Source organism: Salinibacterium sp. M195 (genome assembly GCF_019443965.1).
In the GTDB taxonomy this organism is placed as follows: domain Bacteria; phylum Actinomycetota; class Actinomycetes; order Actinomycetales; family Microbacteriaceae; genus Rhodoglobus.
On record NZ_CP040814.1, the window covers coordinates 274,030 to 289,933 of the forward strand.

Genomic DNA, 15,904 nt, shown 5'->3' on the forward strand with positions numbered 1-15,904 from the left:
AGCACCCCTTCGCTGTACGAAGTCAGAATGATAACTATGAAGCCGGGAGCGCATCCAAGAACATTGTGAGCGCGAGCGCTGCCCCATCGTTGACATCACTTTCGGTGACCTGGTTGGCGACGGCAAGAACGTCATCCGGAGCCTGGCCCATCGCAACGCCTCGACCATGACGAGCAGCCCATTCGAGCATGTCGATGTCGTTGCGGCCATCACCCATCGCGAACACACGGGTGCGCGAGATGCCGAGGCGCGACCGCACATTCTCGAGCGCCGTCGACTTGTTTACCCCATCGGGCGCGATGTCGAGCCACGCGGTCCAGCCGACGTTGTAGCTGACCTTGTGGAGCCCCATCTGCTCGACAACGGCGAGAAAATCCTCAACCTGGTGTTGCGGAGAAATCACGACAACGCGAGTGGCCTGCACCTTAACGAGCTCGTCGAAGGAGACATCTTCGCTGACGGCGCCGAGCGCTCCATCAGGAAACTTTCCATCGACAAAGAACTTGCCCGTCTGGTCTTCGACCGCATAGTTCGCCGAACCCAAGTGCTTCTTGATGCTCGTCAAGACCTCTTTAGGGTTGAACATCTCCACGAATTCGCGGGTGTAGCCGCCCTCACCGAGCGGGTCACGCTTGAGCGTGATCGCGCCGTTGGAGCAGACAACGTACTCGGGCTTGAGACCCAACTTCTGCAGAATCGGCAGAGTCATCGCCACAGAGCGCCCGGTGGCCAACATCACTTCGTGGCCCGCATCGCGGACCCTCGTGACGGCGGCGATAACAGGCTCGTTCATCTCACCCGACTCAAGCAACACAGTGCCGTCAATGTCGAGCGCGATCATCCAGCGGTCATCCTGTGCTGCGGTTGTCACGCGATTGGCTCCAATATTTCGAGTCCGCCAAGGTACGGACGCAGTGCTTGTGGCACCACGACTGACCCGTCGGGCTGTTGGTGTGTTTCGAGAATGGCAACCAGCCAGCGGGTGGTTGCCAGAGTTCCGTTGAGGGTCGCGACCGGCGCGGTCTTTCCCGATTCGGTGCGATAGCGGATGTCGAGCCTGCGTGCCTGATAGGTCGTGCAGTTGGAGGTCGACGTGAGCTCGCGGTAGGTGCCCTGCGTGGGGACCCAGGCCTCAATGTCGTACTTGCGAGCAGCGCTGGAGCCGAGGTCGCCACCGGCAACATCGATCACCCGGTAGCTGAGCTCGCAGGCTTGCAGCATTGATTCCTGGAATGCCAGCAGCCGCTCATGCTCAGCCTGGGCATTCTCCGGCAGCACATAGCTGAACATTTCGAGCTTGTTGAACTGGTGCACTCGCAGGATTCCGCGGTTGTCTTTGCCTGCGGACCCTGCTTCGCGGCGGTAGCAGGTCGACCAACCGGCGTAGCGGAGTGGGCCCTTCGAGAGGTCGAGAATCTCGTCGGAGTGATACCCGGCGAGCGCGACTTCACTCGTGCCGGTGAGGTAGAGATCATCGGCGGGAAGGTGGTAAATCTCGTCTGCATGCTCGCCAAGGAAGCCGGTGCCCGCCATCATCTCTGGCCGCACTAGCGTCGGAGTAATGAGAGGGATGAAGTCGCCAGCGATGGCACGATCAAGCGCCATGTTCATGAGGCCAATTTCGAGTCGCGCGCCAACGCCCTTGAGGAAGTAGAAACGGCTGCCCGCGACCTTCACTCCACGGGGAATGTCGATCGCTCCGAGGATTTCGCCAATGTCTGCGTGGTCACGAGGTTCAAAGTCGAATGTTGCGGGGGTGCCGACTTCGCGCACGAGCTCCCAGTCATCCTCTCCGCCAACCGGAACGCCTTCGACTGCGATATTGCCAAGTGCACCAACGATGCGAGTGAACTCTGCCTCAGCTTCGGTCGAGACCAGCTGAGCAGCTTTGACACGAGCCGAGAGCTTTTGAGCTTCCGCAACGAGCGCCTTCTTCTCGTCGGATGGCGCCTGAGCAACCTTCTTACCGAAGCTGTTTTGTTCAGCCCGAAGCGACTCGAACTCGCCGATGCTGGCGCGACGCTTCTGGTCGGCGGCAATAGCGTCGTCGACCAACTGAACTGAGGCTCCGCGGGCGATTTGCGATTGCCGTACGGCTTCAGGGTTTTCTCTAAGAATTTGGGGGTCAATCACCCCTACAGCCTACCGATTGATGGCGTAGCGTTTGTCTGTGCCCTCCCCTCGAATCTCGAAGCCTAAAGTTGCGGTTGTTTACAACCCCATGAAGGTTGATCTTGCGCGTCTAAAAAAGATGGTTGCCGCAGCCTCTAAGGCTGCCGACTGGGCTACGCCGCTCTGGTTTTCCACGACGATTAAAGATGGCGGCCAAGGTGTTACCGGCAGCGCGATTCGTCGCGGAGCTACCGTTGTCATCGCGGCAGGCGGCGATGGCACTGTTCGCGCGGTTGCCGAGGCTTTGCGTGGCAGCGGTGTCGCGATGGCTGTTGTGCCCGCCGGCACGGGCAATCTGCTCGCCCGTAATCTGGACCTGCCAACAGGTAACCTCCGCGACAGTATCGATATCGCGTTCAACGGGGTCGACCGCAAACTCGATCTGGGCATGGTGGAAATTGTGCGCAACGACGATAGCCACGAGGAGCACGCATTCTTGGTTATGGCAGGTCTTGGGCTTGACGCAAAGATGATCAAGAACACGAGCACGAAGTTGAAGAAGGCGGTTGGCTGGCTGGCCTACGTTGATGGCATTGCCCGCTCCATTCCCGAGTTGCGACCAGTTCGGCTGCGCTACAGCGTCGATGGCGCTCCCAATCGATCTCTCAGCGCCCACACCGTAATAATCGGCAACTGCGGTGCGCTTCCCGGCGGTCTGCTATTGATGCCGGAAGCCCAGCCTGATGACGGCATTCTCGACATGGCGGCACTCGTTCCGCGCGGCCGTTTCGGCTGGCTCAATATTTGGAACAAGATCGCCTGGGAGAATGGCGTCCTCCGCAAAAGCGTCATTGGTCGCCGCATCATCGACCTCTCGAAAGACGTGCGTGACGTGCGCTACGCCACCGGGCACGACCTCAATATGATCGTGGAAAGCCCCGAAGAGTTCCAGCTAGACGGCGACGAGTTTGGCCTTGCCAAGTCAGTACATGCGTGGGTCGATCCGCTCTCGCTCGTCGTTCGCGTGCCTCAGGTCCACACAAAGGCGTCGAAGGCGCATCCGATCGCGGCGAAGGCTAGCTCGAAGTAATCTTCCGCAGCCATTCGCGCGCTTCAGCGAAAACTTCATTTCCGTACCGCGGTGTGACGTTGGTAGCGAGTTTGTCTGCCCGCGGGTAGCTACCCAAAAAGATGACGTTGGGGCTGAAACGTTTGAGCCCCAGTAACGCGTCCGCTACTCGATCGTCGAGGATGTGGCCCTCGAGGTCGATGACGAAACGGTACCGTCCGAGGGAATCGCCAATCGGTCGCGACTCGATAAGACTCATGTTGACTCCGCGGGTGGCGAACTGTTCGAGCATTTCCAGCAGTCGACCCGGAGCGTCATCTGGCAGCTCGACGATGATGCTCGTCTTGTCGGCGCCGGTGGGCTCTGGCAGCTCTGTGCGCGAACTCACCAGCACGAAACGGGTGACCGCGTTCTGGTTGTTGCCAATCTCTGAGGCCACAACATCGAGCGCGTAATGCTCGGTGATGCCGGGCGGGGCCACTGCGGCATCCGCTAATTCGGTGTCGAGGAGGGTTGCGGCGGCGGCAACATTAGAACTTGCTGGCACGTAGCCGTGGCTCGGCAGGTTGGCGTCTAGCCAGCGACGCGTCTGGGCATAGGCAACCGGATGAGCGTTAATGACCTTCACGTCGGTGAGCGCTGTGCCCGGCCGAGTGACGAGGACGAAATTCACCGGCACCAAATATTCACCGATGATGCGGAGGCCGGGAACGTTGGTGAGTGCATCCTGCGTCGCGCTGACGCCGCCCTCAACGGAGTTCTCAATCGCGATCATCGCAGCAACGCTGCGGCCGCTGGTTACGTCGTCAAGCGCTTCGCCGACGTTGTTGACACTCTTCCAGTGCGCACCGGCTGCAGCCGGAACCTGCTTGAGCGCAGCCTCGGTAAACGTTCCGGCTGGCCCCAGATAGCTGTAGCTCACAGGGGCGGTGCTCGGCGTCGAAGTCATGACACGAGTTTAGGGTGCCCGCGGCTAGCCGTAGGTCGGCGCGGCAGGCAGGCCAAAGAACTCTTCGAGCGTCTGGATGCCCGTGCTGTGCAATTCTGCAGCAAGCTCTTTGCCGACGTAACGCATGTGCCACGGCTCGTACGCGTAACCGGTGATGTCGGTTTTACCCTCCGGGTACCGCAGAGTGAAGCCATGCTTCCAGCCGTTCTCGGCCAACCACTGTGCCTGCGGGGTAGCAGCAAAACACTGCTCCAGGCTGCAATTCGCCGGCGATGCACTCACGTCAATCGAGAGACCCGTCTGATGCTCGCTGTGGCCAGGGCGTGCGCTCTCAAGGTCTGCTTGCTCTTGCCCCAGACTCGAAACCCATCCGCCATAGACGCGTTCCTGCGCCCAATAGCTTCGATAGGTGCTCTGCGATCGCATCCCCAAGCCGGTCTCGGCGGTGAACGCCGCGAACATCTCGACAGCACCGGCAGCCGCGTCCGGGGTCAGGTAGGGCTCATAGGCATACGGAACATCAACAAATACGAGGTTGGGTTCGTAATCGACCGGATTCAACGGACGCAACTTGTTGGCGACGACCCAGAGGCTGGCCACGTCATCGTTTGAGAACTGCGCCTTGTTGAACGTGGGGGTCGGAGTTGGCGTCGGAGTCGGTGTCGGAGTTGCACTCGGTGTGGGCAAAGCCGTGACGACAGGCTCGGGAGTCGGCTCGAGAGCAACGAACGAAGCTATAGCGGCGGTGGCAATCAGCACAATACCGGTGGCAGAAATGATGAGCAGTCGGCGCTTAGATCCGCCGGAAACAGGGGGAGGAGAATCAGACACCCACCGATACTATTCGCATGTCCCGACGAGCCGGGATCAGCATCCCCAGTCGAAGCCCGGCGAGTAGTCTTGGTTCATGGCCAGCGAAGTTATCCACGACCCCGCAATGCACCGCTACGAGTTGCTTGTTGACGGCGTTCAAGCGGGCCTCGCTGATTACCAGTTGCGCGATGGCACGATCGTTTTTGTCCACACCGAGATTGATCCCAAATTCCGCGGTCAAGGACTCGGCAGCGAGCTCGCTCGTGGCACCCTCAACCTCGTGCGCGCCGAAAGCGAGACCCGGGTGGTTGCCCAGTGCGAGTTCATCGATCAATTCATCACGGACAACCCCGAGTACCGCAGCTTATTGAATCGCTAGCGCGGCCAGAAATTACACGAGGCGATGGCGCACGAGGCGCTCCTTTCGGCGTCGCCAGCAGCCTAGGCGAATGAATCCTCAGCGACGAGGAACAACAACCGGATGCCCGCCGACGTCGTGAAGGTCGACGGCAAGCCCATAGACGCGTTCAACCCGAGCCGCGGTGAGAACCTCTGAGGGAGTGCCGATCGCATCAAGTTTGCCGTGCGCGATGAGCGCAAGCCGGTCGGAATAGGCGCCGGCAAGACTCAAGTCGTGCAGCACCACGACGACGGCGCGGCCGTCCTCAGCCATGGAGCGGGCCACCCGCATCACGTCTTCTTGGTGTCGGAGATCGAGAGCAGCAGTCGGCTCGTCGAGGAACACGACCGGAGTGCGCTGGGCAAGCACGCGCGCGAGCGAGACGCGCGCCTTTTCGCCGCCAGAGAGCGTGGTGTAGCGGCGCTCCCCTAGATGCGCGACATCCGTCACATCGAGTGCTTCGTTGACGACGGCAACGTCGTCGCGACTCTCAACCAGCCGGGCCCACGGGCTGCGACCCATGGCGACGACTTCGGAGACCCGGAACGGAAAGCTCACACTGTTCTCTTGAGTGAGCACCGCACGTAGTCGGGCGAGTTCAGCATGGCGGATGCCGCCAACATCCCGACCGTCAATGGTCACGGTGCCGCTGTCTGGCTTGCGGTCACCGCTCAACACCGAGAGCAGGGTCGACTTTCCGGCGCCGTTCGGCCCAACAAGGGCGAGTACTTCACCTTCGTGAACGTCGAGACTGACGTCGGTGAGGATCGCGCGGGAATCGAGTCGAACCGCAATATTGCGTGCGCTGATCATGCCCAACCTCCGCTGCGTTTGCGCTGGCGGAAGAGGAGGTAGAAGAAGAAGGGGCCACCAATGAGGGAGGTGAGCAGCCCAATCGGCAGGTCACCGCCGGTCACGACCGAGCGGGCGAGGAGGTCGGAGAGTACGAGAAGAACGCCACCGCCGACGGCGCTCGCCACAATGAGTTGACGATGCGCCGGGCCGATGACCATACGCATCGCGTGCGGCACGACGAGGCCGACGAAGGCGATGATGCCGCAGAATGCGACGGCAACGCCGGTGAGGAGCGCGACGATCACGATTGACACGATGCGAAGGCGCTCAACGTTCACTCCGAGGTGGCGGGCGTTTCGCTCCCCCAGAGCCAGCAGGTCGAAGGGGCGGGCGAGCACAACGGCGGCCGCAAGACCGATCGCCGTAACGAGAGCGACGATGAGCACTTCGCTCCAGCGCGACCCGTTGAGCGAGCCGAGCTGCCAGAACACGATCTGTTCGCGACTTCCCGAGTCTGCGACGAAAAGCAGAAAGGCGAGGCCAGCACCGGCGAAGGCATTGACCGCGATTCCGGTGAGGAGCAATGTCACCACTTCGGTGCGTCCGTTGGCGCGCGAAACGAAGTAGACCAGCAGAGTGGCGAGCAGTCCGCCCACGAAGGCGAAAAGGGCGATTGCGCCATCCCCGAGCGCGGCGACGCCAACGACTATGGCAATCGCGGCGCCCAAGGCGGCTCCGGATGAGACGCCGACGACTCCAGGTTCAGCAAGCGGGTTGCCAAAGATCGCTTGCATCACGGCACCGGCAACGGCGAGGGCAGCGCCAACGACCAGAGCCATCGCGATGCGGGGAAAGCGCACCACCCAGAGTGTGGACTCGACGATCGAATCGGTCGGAGCCCACTCGTTCTGGATGCCGATTGCGCGCAGCAGAGATCCGCCGACTTCGGCGGGGCTCACCGGCAGCTGCCCGAGCACAGCCGACGCCACGATGCCGCCGAGAAGCAGCGCGGCAAGCGTGAGTGTGAGGGTCAGCGCGCGGAGGGTGTTGTTCACGGAACGCGCTGCAACCACTCTTCGGTGCCGAACTTCTCGGCAACAAGTTCTTCAGCGCGAGCACGCTCGTCGCTCGTGATTTCGCTCTCCGCTAGACCGTGCAGGCTGCGGAAGGTAGCAACCATGGTGTCGATGATCGCAGACCGTTCCATGCCCGTCTGGCTCCGCAGTGGGTCAACTCGTTTTGCCGCCGATTTTGTGCCTTTGTCACTCATTTTTTCGCGACCGATGCGCAGTACCTGCACCATTTTTTCGCCGTCGATGTCGTAGCTCATGGTGACGTGATGCAGCACAGCACCAGCGCCGAGTCTCTTCTGCGCTGCACCACCGATCTTTCCACTGGGGCTGGCGATGTCATTGAGGGGTTGGTAGCTGGCGTCGATGCCGAGCGATTTGAGGGCGATGATGACCCACTCGTCGAGGAAGGCATACGAGTCAGCGAAGGTCATTCCCTGCACGAGCTCAACGGGAGCATAGATCGAGTAGGTGATGACGGTGCCGGCTTCCATGAACATGGCACCGCCACCAGAGATTCGGCGCACCACGTCGAAGCCAAACTTCTTGGCGTTGTCGAGATCAACTTCGTTGCGCAGTGACTGAAAGCTGCCGATGACGACGGCTGGCTTGTTCCATTCCCAAATGCGCAGTGTTGGCTTGCGACGACCGGAGGCAACTTCTTCAGAGAGCACCTGATCCATGGCCATCTGCAGAACAGGCTCCAGCGGTGGTCCGGTGATGATCTGCCAGTCGTAGTCTTTCCACGTCGTGGCACGCTGCAGCGCCCGACGGATGGTCGTGGCCACCGATTCGGCCGAGAAACCGAGCATCACCGTACCCTCGGGCAGCGAGCGCTGAATCGAGGCCGTGATTGTTTTCGCATCGGAGTTAGCTGGCAGCCCATTCACTGCCGCATTGATGTCTTCGAGGGCATCATCCGGTTCAAGAAAGAAGTCGCCAGCAAGGCGAAAGTTGGTGATGGTGTCGTCGACAACATCGAGATCGACCACTACGAGTTTTCCGCCGGGCACCTTGAATTCGCCGTGCATCACTTACCCCTGTCTAGTTGTGCTGATTCCAGCCTAATGCGCTGCGTTGGACTGCGGAATTGACCAGTCGAGTGGCGGCACAAACGCGCCATGACCGTGGTCGACAATGCGGGCCCGCAATCGCTGGAATGCCTCTTCGAGAGCGGGAGTTCCCGGGTTGCGGTTTATGCCGGTATGGCTGTACTCGTAGACATTCCATGACGGCCAGACGTGAAGGTGGGCGTGCGGCACCCGATACCCCTCGAACATCAAGCCAACACGGTCGGCTGCCCACTCGTCGCGCTGGGCTAGCCCGATCAGGCGACCAACACGAAAAATATGCATGGCCAGATCTTCATCGAGATCACTCCACCGGTCGACCTCGAGTCGAGGGATCACCAAGATGTGACCGGGGTTGCGTGGCTCGATGGTGAGGATGGCAAAGACACGATCATCCGCCCACACGAAACGGCCTGGTGAGCGCCCGTTCAGTATCTCGGTGAAGATTGACGCCATTTATTTAGGCTCTGCAGCCTCGGGACGGGGGCCGTCAGGGTGAACGGGCTTGAGCCGCACATCGAGCCAGGCCACCAGATCAGCGATCACTTCATCTTTATTGGTCTCGTTGAAAATTTCGTGACGGGCGCCAGGGTAAACGATGGCTTCCATGTCCGTGAGTTTTGACCGCGTGGCGTAGTCGGCGGCGAGCCACTCGATGCTCGTCGTGCCACCAAGCGAATCTTCATCGCCAATCATGATTAGCAGGGGGATGTCGCGCTTGATGTGTTTCGTGGGGCGACCGAGGAGGCGCATTCCGTCGATGGGGCCGAAGAGTTTGAGCGCATCCGCGTAGAAGGTCAGCGGGTCGCTCACGAAGTCTTCGGCGACCTGAGCGTCACGGCTCAGCCATTCGTAACCGGTGGTGCCGAGGTCTTTGTGCTGCGCATTGAGGTTGCCACTGTTCATGTGCGCAAAGGTGCGGTGAGCGGTTCCCGTCAGGATCGCGACCTCATATTCGTCGGCGTGCGCGTTGAGCACATCTTGCACCATGAGCGAGCCCCACGAGTGGCCTAGAAGGGCAACCGGGAGGTCGGGATGGTCGGTGCGAATAATGTGGGTGAGTTCACGGATGTTCTCGGTCGCCGCCCGCAGGCCGCCCTTGCCGAGCTTGCCGAGCTTGCCCAGTTTGCTGGCGTCGCCCGCGTTCTGGTCGAGACCGGTAGCGCCGTGGCCGCGGTGGTCATCGGCATAAACCGTGTAGCCGGCGGCAGCGAGAGCCTGGGCAACATGCTCGTAGCGGCGGGCGTGATCGCCGAGCCCGTGAGTGAGCTGGAGCACTGCATGAGCGTGGGGTGATTCCCACACGTAGTAGTGAATCTTTACTCCGTGGGCATCCGTATAGGAGTGGTCAGTTCGTGGCACCGTGAACTTGGGCATTGATGGGCCTCCTTGCTGCTCCCAGTCTACGACGGAGCGCTCGTGCCGGAGGGGTGATTATTGGTTGCTCAGGAATTTCGTTAGCAAGACTAATTTGATAGACTAACGAATATGCCAGACAAGCTAGACGACGAACTCCGAATCGCCCTGATGCGAATCGCTCGCCGCGTTCGGCAGCAGCGTCACGATGACACCGTCAGCGACAGCCAGCTCTCCGTTCTCTATGTGCTCAGCCAGCACGGTGGAAGCACCCTCGCCGCCCTCGCCGAGCACGAGCGCGTCACTCCCCCGTCGATGAACCGCACCGTGAATTGCCTCGTTGAGGAGGGTTTGATCACTCGGTCGAGCTCGCCAGATGACGGCCGCAAAGTGCTCATTGAAGTGACGGATGCCGGTACCGAGCTCGTGAACAAGACCCGTCAGCGTCGCGCAGAGTGGTTCGCTGCAGAACTCTCGGGGCTCGACGCCGCAGAACACACCGCCCTACACGCCGCCATTCCCGTACTACTGAAGTTGGCCAATTCGTGAGCGCAATGTTCCGCTCGCTTCGCATCTTCAACTATCGGCTCTGGATCATCGGAGCCATCGTCTCCAACACCGGCGCGTGGATGCAACGCACCGCTCAAGACTGGATCGTTCTCACCGATCTGACCGATCATGATGCCGCAGCTCTCGGCTTCACCATGGCGCTGCAGTTCGGCCCCATGCTGATTCTGATGCCCCTCACCGGAATCATCGCTGACCGCTTTGATCGCCGCACCGTACTGTTGTGGACCCAGTTCAGCCAGTTCGCTCTCGCCCTTGGGCTGGGCATTCTCGTGATCTCGGGTCACGTGCAGTTGTGGCAGGTATACGTGTTTGCGCTCCTGCTGGGAGTGGCAACCGCAATCGATGCCCCCGCCCGTCAAGCGTTCGTCTCTGAGCTCGTGAGTGACAAAGACCTGCCAAACGCGGTAGCGCTCAACTCAATGTCGTTCCAGACTGCGCGCCTCATCGGGCCTGCCGTTGCTGGAGTGCTCGTTGCCGCCATTGGTGCCGGACCGGTGTTCATCGTGAACGCGGCATCCTTCGTCGGCGTGCTCGCGTCCCTCTGGTTTATCCGGCGCAACCAACTAGTTTCGGTCGTGAAACTCGGGCGAGCGAAGGGGCAAATTCGGGATGGCCTGCGCTATGTGCGCGGCCGGCCAGACATCCTGATTGTGCTCGTTATGGTGTTTCTTGTCGGAACCTTCGGCTTCAATTTTCCCGTCTTCATCGCCACCATGGCCACTACAGAATTTGGCAAGGGCGCCGCCGAGTTTGGTCTGCTGTCGTCAATGATGGCGGTTGGCGCGGTCGTCGGATCGCTCCTAGCCGCCCGGCGTGAACGGGCCAGGCTCGGCGTCGTTATCGTCGGTGCCGCCTTCTTTGGCTTCGCCTGCCTGCTCGCCGCCCTCGCCCCCAGCTACTGGACCTTCGGTGCCGCGCTGACCATCATCGGCGTTTTCTCGCTCACCATGATGACGACCGCCAACGCCTACGTGCAGACCTCAACAACACCGATCATGCGCGGCCGCGTCATGGCGCTCTACCTGGCGATTTTCGCAGGCGGCACCCCCATCGGCGCGCCCATCGTTGGCTGGGCTGCCAACGAACTCGGACCCCGCTGGGCGCTCGGCATCGGCGCACTTTCCGGGTTGCTTGCCGCCGCCGCCGCCATCGTGTGGCTCGTTTACAGTCGCGGGATGCGCGTGGGTCGCGTGCCCGAAAGCCGCTTCCGTCTTCGCTTGCGCTTTCCACCCGAGCCAACGCCCGACGAAGCCATCGAGCTCGCCACTCAAGAGATCGCGATCGTCGAAACCACCACTCGTCGCACGAGTTAACTGCAGTGTGGGGCGGATGCTCTCAGCATCCGCCCCACACTCACGCAATTGTTAGACCGCAGTGGACCCTCGAGCTAAGCCTCGCGGGTGATCTCCACGCTCACGAACAGCTTTGAGCCGAACGGCCCCGCATACACACCGCGCAACGGCGGCACATCGTTGTAGTCGCGACCGCGACCCACGAGCACGTGGCGGTCACCAATGTCGATCAGGTTCGTGGGGTCATAGCCACGCCACTGCCCGTTGCAGAACCATTCGATCCACGCGTGAGACTCGCCGACAACGGTTTCGCCAATCGCTGCATCCGGTTTCGGATGCAGGTAGCCAGACACGTAGCGGGCGGGAATGCCGACCGATCGCAACGCGCCAAGCGCGAGGTGCGCGATGTCTTGGCAGACACCCTTGCCACCCGTCCACGCTTCCGCAGCGGTCGTCGCCACCCCCGTGACGCCACTCATGTACTGGATCGCGTTACCGATCGCCATCGAAATCTGCAGTGCGCTCTCACACGCATCATCTGACTGTGAAGCAATCTCTTTCGCGAGCGCCACCACCTCAGCGGGAGGCGCAGTACGACGGGTCTGGCTCAGATTCTCGACAGCATCCATCGATAGCTCAGCTGCGGCCGCGAGATCAGCCCAGCTCATGCACTCTGAAACATGTTCGCGGTCATGGACCTCAACGAGGCTTGTCGCGGTCAGCGACAACTCCTTGTGCCCAGTGAGCACCTCAAAGGATGCGACCCGCGAACCCCAATAGTCGACATAGTTGCTCTGACTTGAGAGCGGCAGAATATCCAGATTAGCGAACAGCACAAGCTGACCCTCAACGCTGGCAGGCAACATCCGCGCCTCGTTATACGACGCTGTTACTTCTCCGCCGTAGCTAAAGCCCGTGGAGTGTCTGATTCTCAAGCGCTTCATGAGATCTCTCCTACCCACTCGGGGGCTGCGTTTGTCGGGAAGTATCGTTGACGCACCGCCTCAGAGGCGGCACTGGTTGCGGCCTGCACGCGATCCATGTGAAGCGGCAGATCATCGAGAATCTCGGCGATCGGCCGGTACTCAAGCTCGCTGCGCATCTTGCCAAGCAGTCGCTGGGCGTCGTCAGCAACACCCACACGGTTAGTGCGGCGAGGCTCAAGTTCGCGCATGCAATCCTCTGCCCGCGAAACGGAGAACAGGATGCTGCGCGGGAACAAGCGGTCCAGCAAGAGGAACTCTGCCGCATTGCTCGCACTCGGCATGCCACGGTAAGTACGCAAGTACGGTTCGTAGGCGCCACAGGAGCGAAGAATCGTGGTCCACGATGGACCGCTTGCTTCGGTGAGGCTGCGAGTCGCCAACAGTCGGGCAGTCATATCCGCACGCTCGAGGCTGCGACCAAGAGTGAAGAACTGCCACGCCTCGTCGCGACTTGTCGCCGACTCGATGATGCCAACAGCGAGGGCGCTGCGCTCGCGAACCCAGTTGAAGAAGTCGCTCACTTTGTCTTCAGAAATGCGACGAGGCATCCGGGCGCGGGTCGTGTTGAGACACTCCCACAGTTCCGTCGACACAATCTCGCGAGCACGACGCGCATTTTCGCGGGCAGCGCCCAGCGAGTAAGCGATCGAGGCTGGCTCGGTTCGGTCAACGGCAAGAATCGACAACACATCGCCACGGGTGAGCACGGTGTCTGTTGGCGCTTCGCTTCCCATGACGCTCAAGAGCGCACGGCAGGCATCGTCTTCTTCGATCCACGGATCTTCAAGTAGCAGCTGGAGATGAACGTCGAGGATGCGGGCGGTTCCGTCTGCACGCTCAATGTAGCGCCCGATCCAGAACAGTGACTCTGCGATGCGGCTCAGCATGATTGACCTCCCTCGATGTCGTCACTCTGCTGTTGCTGCTCTTCTTGACGCTGGCGATGAGTGAGGCTGTGGCTGCTGTCGTGATCCTCAGCATGATCATCGTGGATGCCCGCTTCAAGCAGCATCTCCGGGGTGATCACCGTAATCGCTTCAGTATCGGCTTGCCGTTCGACAAGACCCTGAACGCTGCTTGCGGACTCTTCGATCTTCTCGCGGCCCACAACCCAGGTGTCTTTCGAACCGCCACCCTGCGAGCTGTTGACCACCAGCTGGCCCTCGGGCAACGCAACGCGAGTGAGACCGCCCGGGAGCACCCACACATCGTTTCCGTCGTTGACGGCGAACGGGCGGAGGTCAGCGTGGCGCGGGCGCATGCCGTCATCAACCACGGTGGGAATCGTCGACAGCTGCACCACCGGCTGAGCGATCCAGCCTCGAGGGTCTTTGAGGAGCTGCTTCTTGAGCGTCTCCAATTCGTCTTTGGATGCCGCTGGGCCGATGACGAGTCCCTTACCGCCGGATCCGTCAACAGGTTTGATCACGAGCTCATCGAGGCGGTCAAGTACTTCTTCGAGCGCGCCCGGATCTTCGAGTCGCCACGTATCGACGTTCGGCAGAATCGGCTTCTCTCCGAGGTAGTACTCGGTGAGGTCGGGCAGATAGGTGTAAACGAGTTTGTCGTCAGCGACACCGTTTCCGACCGCGTTGGCGATCGTGACGTTGCCGAGGCGAGCCGCGAGCATCATGCCTGGGCTGCCCAACATCGAGTCGGCGCGGAACTGCAGCGGGTCGAGGAACTCGTCGTCGACTCGGCGATAGATCACGTCGACGCGGGTGGGACCAGCGGTGGTCCGCATCCAGACGCGACCACCGGAACAGAAGAGGTCGCGACCTTCCACAAGCTCGACGCCCATGAGGCGCGCGAGTAGCGTGTGCTCGAAGTACGCGGAGTTGTAGACACCCGGCGTGAGAACAACAACCGTTGGTTCGTCGATTCCGCTCGGCGCGCTCGCCCGCAGAGCCTGCAACAGTTTGTGCGGGTAGTCGCCAACGGGGCGAACGCGCATGGAAACGAACAGTTCTGGCAGGGTCTGGGCCATCACTCGACGGTTCGAGATCACGTAGCTGACACCGCTGGGAACGCGAACGTTGTCTTCAAGCACGCGCCAAGCACCGACCTCATCGCGGATAAGGTCGATTCCGCTGACCTGAATGCGCACGCCGTTGGCCGGCTCGATGCCCGCCGCCTGACGATGAAAGTGGCTTGACGAGGTAATCATCCGAGCAGGAATCACACCGTCTTTGATGGCGTTCTGCGGCCCATAGATGTCCGCGAGAAAAGCTTCGAGCGCACGCACTCGCTGCTTGACTCCCGTCTCGACCTGTTTCCACTCCGAAAGGTCAATAACTCGAGGAACGGGATCAAGAGGGAAGGGTCTCTCTTCGCCAGCGAAGTCGAAGGTTACGCCTTGGGCAAGGTAGCTGTCGGCGAGTGCTTCAGTACGTCCGCGCAGCTCTTCCTGCGTCATTTGCGCCAGCGCGTCATGTATCTCGCGGTAGGGGCGACGTATCTCGCTATCGGCAGAGAACATCTCATCCCACGCGGCTGGTCCGGTGCGTTTGGAGGCGCTTGATGTGTATCCGTCAAACAAATCTGCCATGTACAGACACTATGCCGATTGACCAATTTTCGCTGCAAAGTGCGTTGATTCCGCCAGATCGACGCACACAATTTACAGTTAAGTAATGGATCAAACCCTCCCCACAATTCTTGTTCTCCCCGGCGGAGGGTATTCACGGCTTGCACCCCACGAAGGCGAGCCGATTGCTGCCTGGCTGCGAACTCTCGGCTGGAATTCTCGCGTCGTTGAATACCCTGTCGCCACGAAACATCCGACCCCATTGCTGGCAATTCAGTCTGAAATTGCAAAGGAACGTGCGCTAGGGGCACCTCTCGTCGGTGTTTTGGGCTTCTCAGCTGGCGGCCACTTGGCCGGCCACGCTGCCGTCGCCCCCATCGCGAAGCCCGAAGAGCGGCCCGATTTTGCGGTGCTCGGCTACCCCGTTGTGAGCATGACGAGCCCGACCCACGAAGGGTCTCGTGAAAACCTGATCGGGTTGGATGCCAACCAGTTGCTCCGTGAAGACACGTCAATTGACCTGCTGGTGACGCCAGCCACGCCGCCGATGTTCATCTGGCACACGGCTGCTGACGAGCCCGTTCCGGTTGACGAGCACTCGTACCCCCTTGCTGCAGCGTTGGCTGCTGCTGGCGTGCGCCACGAACTTCACGTCTTTGCTGATGGCAAGCACGGCCTCGGTCTTGCTGAGGGAACTCCCGCTGAGGCGTGGCAGTCGCTGTGCGAGATTTGGTTGAGTTCGATGCGCTAAAACGGCGCTACGGATGCCCAGCAACGGTCAATTGCGGCGGTAGGCAACGGGCATTCCGGTAGACTGGGGTCACCGTTGCCGACCGAATAGCCCACTTCGAACAACGGGCTACCAAAATTACTGGAGCAAGATCCTGAGCAAGCT

The 15,904-nt window shown here is 60.8% G+C and carries 17 protein-coding genes; 5 read left to right on the forward strand and 12 right to left on the reverse strand.

All coding sequences use genetic code 11. From position 1 onward, the window contains the following. Positions 1-34: 34 nt before the first annotated feature. Together FFT87_RS01325 and serS are read right to left on the reverse strand one after the other, a co-directional pair. Entirely contained in the window at positions 35-871 is an 837-nt protein-coding gene (locus FFT87_RS01325) for an HAD family hydrolase (RefSeq protein ID WP_255560000.1), read from the reverse strand. Beyond that, on the reverse strand, positions 868-2,133 hold the full coding sequence (gene serS / locus FFT87_RS01330; RefSeq protein ID WP_219949592.1) for a serine--tRNA ligase: 1,266 nt from the start codon (positions 2,131-2,133) through the stop codon (positions 868-870). Before serS ends, FFT87_RS01325 begins: the two co-directional genes overlap by 4 nt. A 37-nt stretch (positions 2,134-2,170) precedes the next feature. Between serS and FFT87_RS01335 the strand changes: the two genes are divergently transcribed. After that, positions 2,171-3,202, forward strand: a complete 1,032-nt coding sequence (locus FFT87_RS01335) for a diacylglycerol kinase family protein (protein ID WP_219949593.1) — start codon at positions 2,171-2,173, stop codon at positions 3,200-3,202. Here FFT87_RS01335 and pheA read toward each other — a convergent pair. Further along, entirely contained in the window at positions 3,189-4,130 is a 942-nt protein-coding gene (gene pheA / locus FFT87_RS01340) for a prephenate dehydratase (RefSeq protein ID WP_219949594.1), read from the reverse strand. The two genes, FFT87_RS01335 and pheA, sit on opposite strands and share 14 nt — an antisense overlap. Positions 4,131-4,154: 24 nt before the next feature. Then, a complete protein-coding gene (locus FFT87_RS01345; RefSeq protein ID WP_219949595.1) occupies positions 4,155-4,961 on the reverse strand; it encodes a M15 family metallopeptidase in 807 nt (268 codons plus the stop codon). 76 nt (positions 4,962-5,037) lie between these two features. Between FFT87_RS01345 and FFT87_RS01350 the strand changes: the two genes are divergently transcribed. Next, a complete protein-coding gene (locus FFT87_RS01350; RefSeq protein ID WP_219949596.1) occupies positions 5,038-5,322 on the forward strand; it encodes a GNAT family N-acetyltransferase in 285 nt (94 codons plus the stop codon). Between the two features lie 78 nt (positions 5,323-5,400). Here the strand turns inward: FFT87_RS01350 and FFT87_RS01355 are convergent, their stop codons facing one another. The 5 genes from FFT87_RS01355 to FFT87_RS01375 are packed head-to-tail and all read right to left on the reverse strand — an operon-like array spanning position 5,401 to position 9,655. Continuing rightward, positions 5,401-6,156, reverse strand: a complete 756-nt coding sequence (locus tag FFT87_RS01355) for a heme ABC transporter ATP-binding protein (protein WP_219949597.1) — start codon at positions 6,154-6,156, stop codon at positions 5,401-5,403. Beyond that, a complete protein-coding gene (locus FFT87_RS01360) occupies positions 6,153-7,211 on the reverse strand; it encodes an iron ABC transporter permease (RefSeq protein ID WP_219949598.1) in 1,059 nt (352 codons plus the stop codon). The genes FFT87_RS01355 and FFT87_RS01360 overlap by 4 nt, the downstream gene beginning before the upstream one ends. Then, a complete protein-coding gene (locus tag FFT87_RS01365) occupies positions 7,190-8,239 on the reverse strand; it encodes a biotin/lipoate A/B protein ligase family protein (RefSeq protein WP_219950647.1) in 1,050 nt (349 codons plus the stop codon). The genes FFT87_RS01360 and FFT87_RS01365 overlap by 22 nt, the downstream gene beginning before the upstream one ends. Positions 8,240-8,272: 33 nt before the next feature. After that, complete coding sequence (locus tag FFT87_RS01370) at positions 8,273-8,734, reverse strand: HIT family protein (RefSeq protein WP_219949599.1); 462 nt, start codon at positions 8,732-8,734, stop codon at positions 8,273-8,275. Further along, a complete protein-coding gene (locus FFT87_RS01375) occupies positions 8,735-9,655 on the reverse strand; it encodes an alpha/beta hydrolase (protein WP_219949600.1) in 921 nt (306 codons plus the stop codon). Positions 9,656-9,766: 111 nt separating this feature from the next. On the opposite strand from FFT87_RS01375, the gene FFT87_RS01380 reads away from it, so the two are divergent. Both FFT87_RS01380 and FFT87_RS01385 read left to right on the forward strand, forming a co-directional pair. Next, complete coding sequence (locus FFT87_RS01380) at positions 9,767-10,183, forward strand: MarR family winged helix-turn-helix transcriptional regulator (RefSeq protein WP_219949601.1); 417 nt, start codon at positions 9,767-9,769, stop codon at positions 10,181-10,183. Further along, positions 10,180-11,517 carry an MFS transporter gene (locus FFT87_RS01385; RefSeq protein WP_219949602.1) on the forward strand — a complete coding sequence of 446 codons (1,338 nt, stop codon included), beginning with the start codon at positions 10,180-10,182 and terminating at the stop codon, positions 11,515-11,517. The genes FFT87_RS01380 and FFT87_RS01385 overlap by 4 nt, the downstream gene beginning before the upstream one ends. Positions 11,518-11,591: 74 nt before the next feature. Here FFT87_RS01385 and FFT87_RS01390 read toward each other — a convergent pair whose 3' ends face one another. From FFT87_RS01390 to FFT87_RS01400, 3 genes are read right to left on the reverse strand one after another with little or no spacing between them, the layout of a single operon-like run. Next, positions 11,592-12,440, reverse strand: a complete 849-nt coding sequence (locus FFT87_RS01390) for a transglutaminase family protein (RefSeq protein WP_219949603.1) — start codon at positions 12,438-12,440, stop codon at positions 11,592-11,594. Beyond that, positions 12,437-13,369: an alpha-E domain-containing protein gene (locus FFT87_RS01395; protein ID WP_219949604.1), complete on the reverse strand. Its 933-nt coding sequence runs from the start codon at positions 13,367-13,369 to the stop codon at positions 12,437-12,439. The genes FFT87_RS01390 and FFT87_RS01395 overlap by 4 nt, the downstream gene beginning before the upstream one ends. Then, positions 13,363-15,030, reverse strand: a complete 1,668-nt coding sequence (locus FFT87_RS01400; RefSeq protein ID WP_219949605.1) for a circularly permuted type 2 ATP-grasp protein — start codon at positions 15,028-15,030, stop codon at positions 13,363-13,365. The genes FFT87_RS01395 and FFT87_RS01400 overlap by 7 nt, the downstream gene beginning before the upstream one ends. A gap of 85 nt (positions 15,031-15,115) precedes the next feature. Between FFT87_RS01400 and FFT87_RS01405 the strand changes: the two genes are divergently transcribed. Further along, positions 15,116-15,760 (forward strand): alpha/beta hydrolase, encoded by a 645-nt coding sequence (locus FFT87_RS01405; RefSeq protein ID WP_219949606.1) that lies wholly within the window; start codon positions 15,116-15,118, stop codon positions 15,758-15,760. Positions 15,761-15,904: the final 144 nt, after the last annotated feature.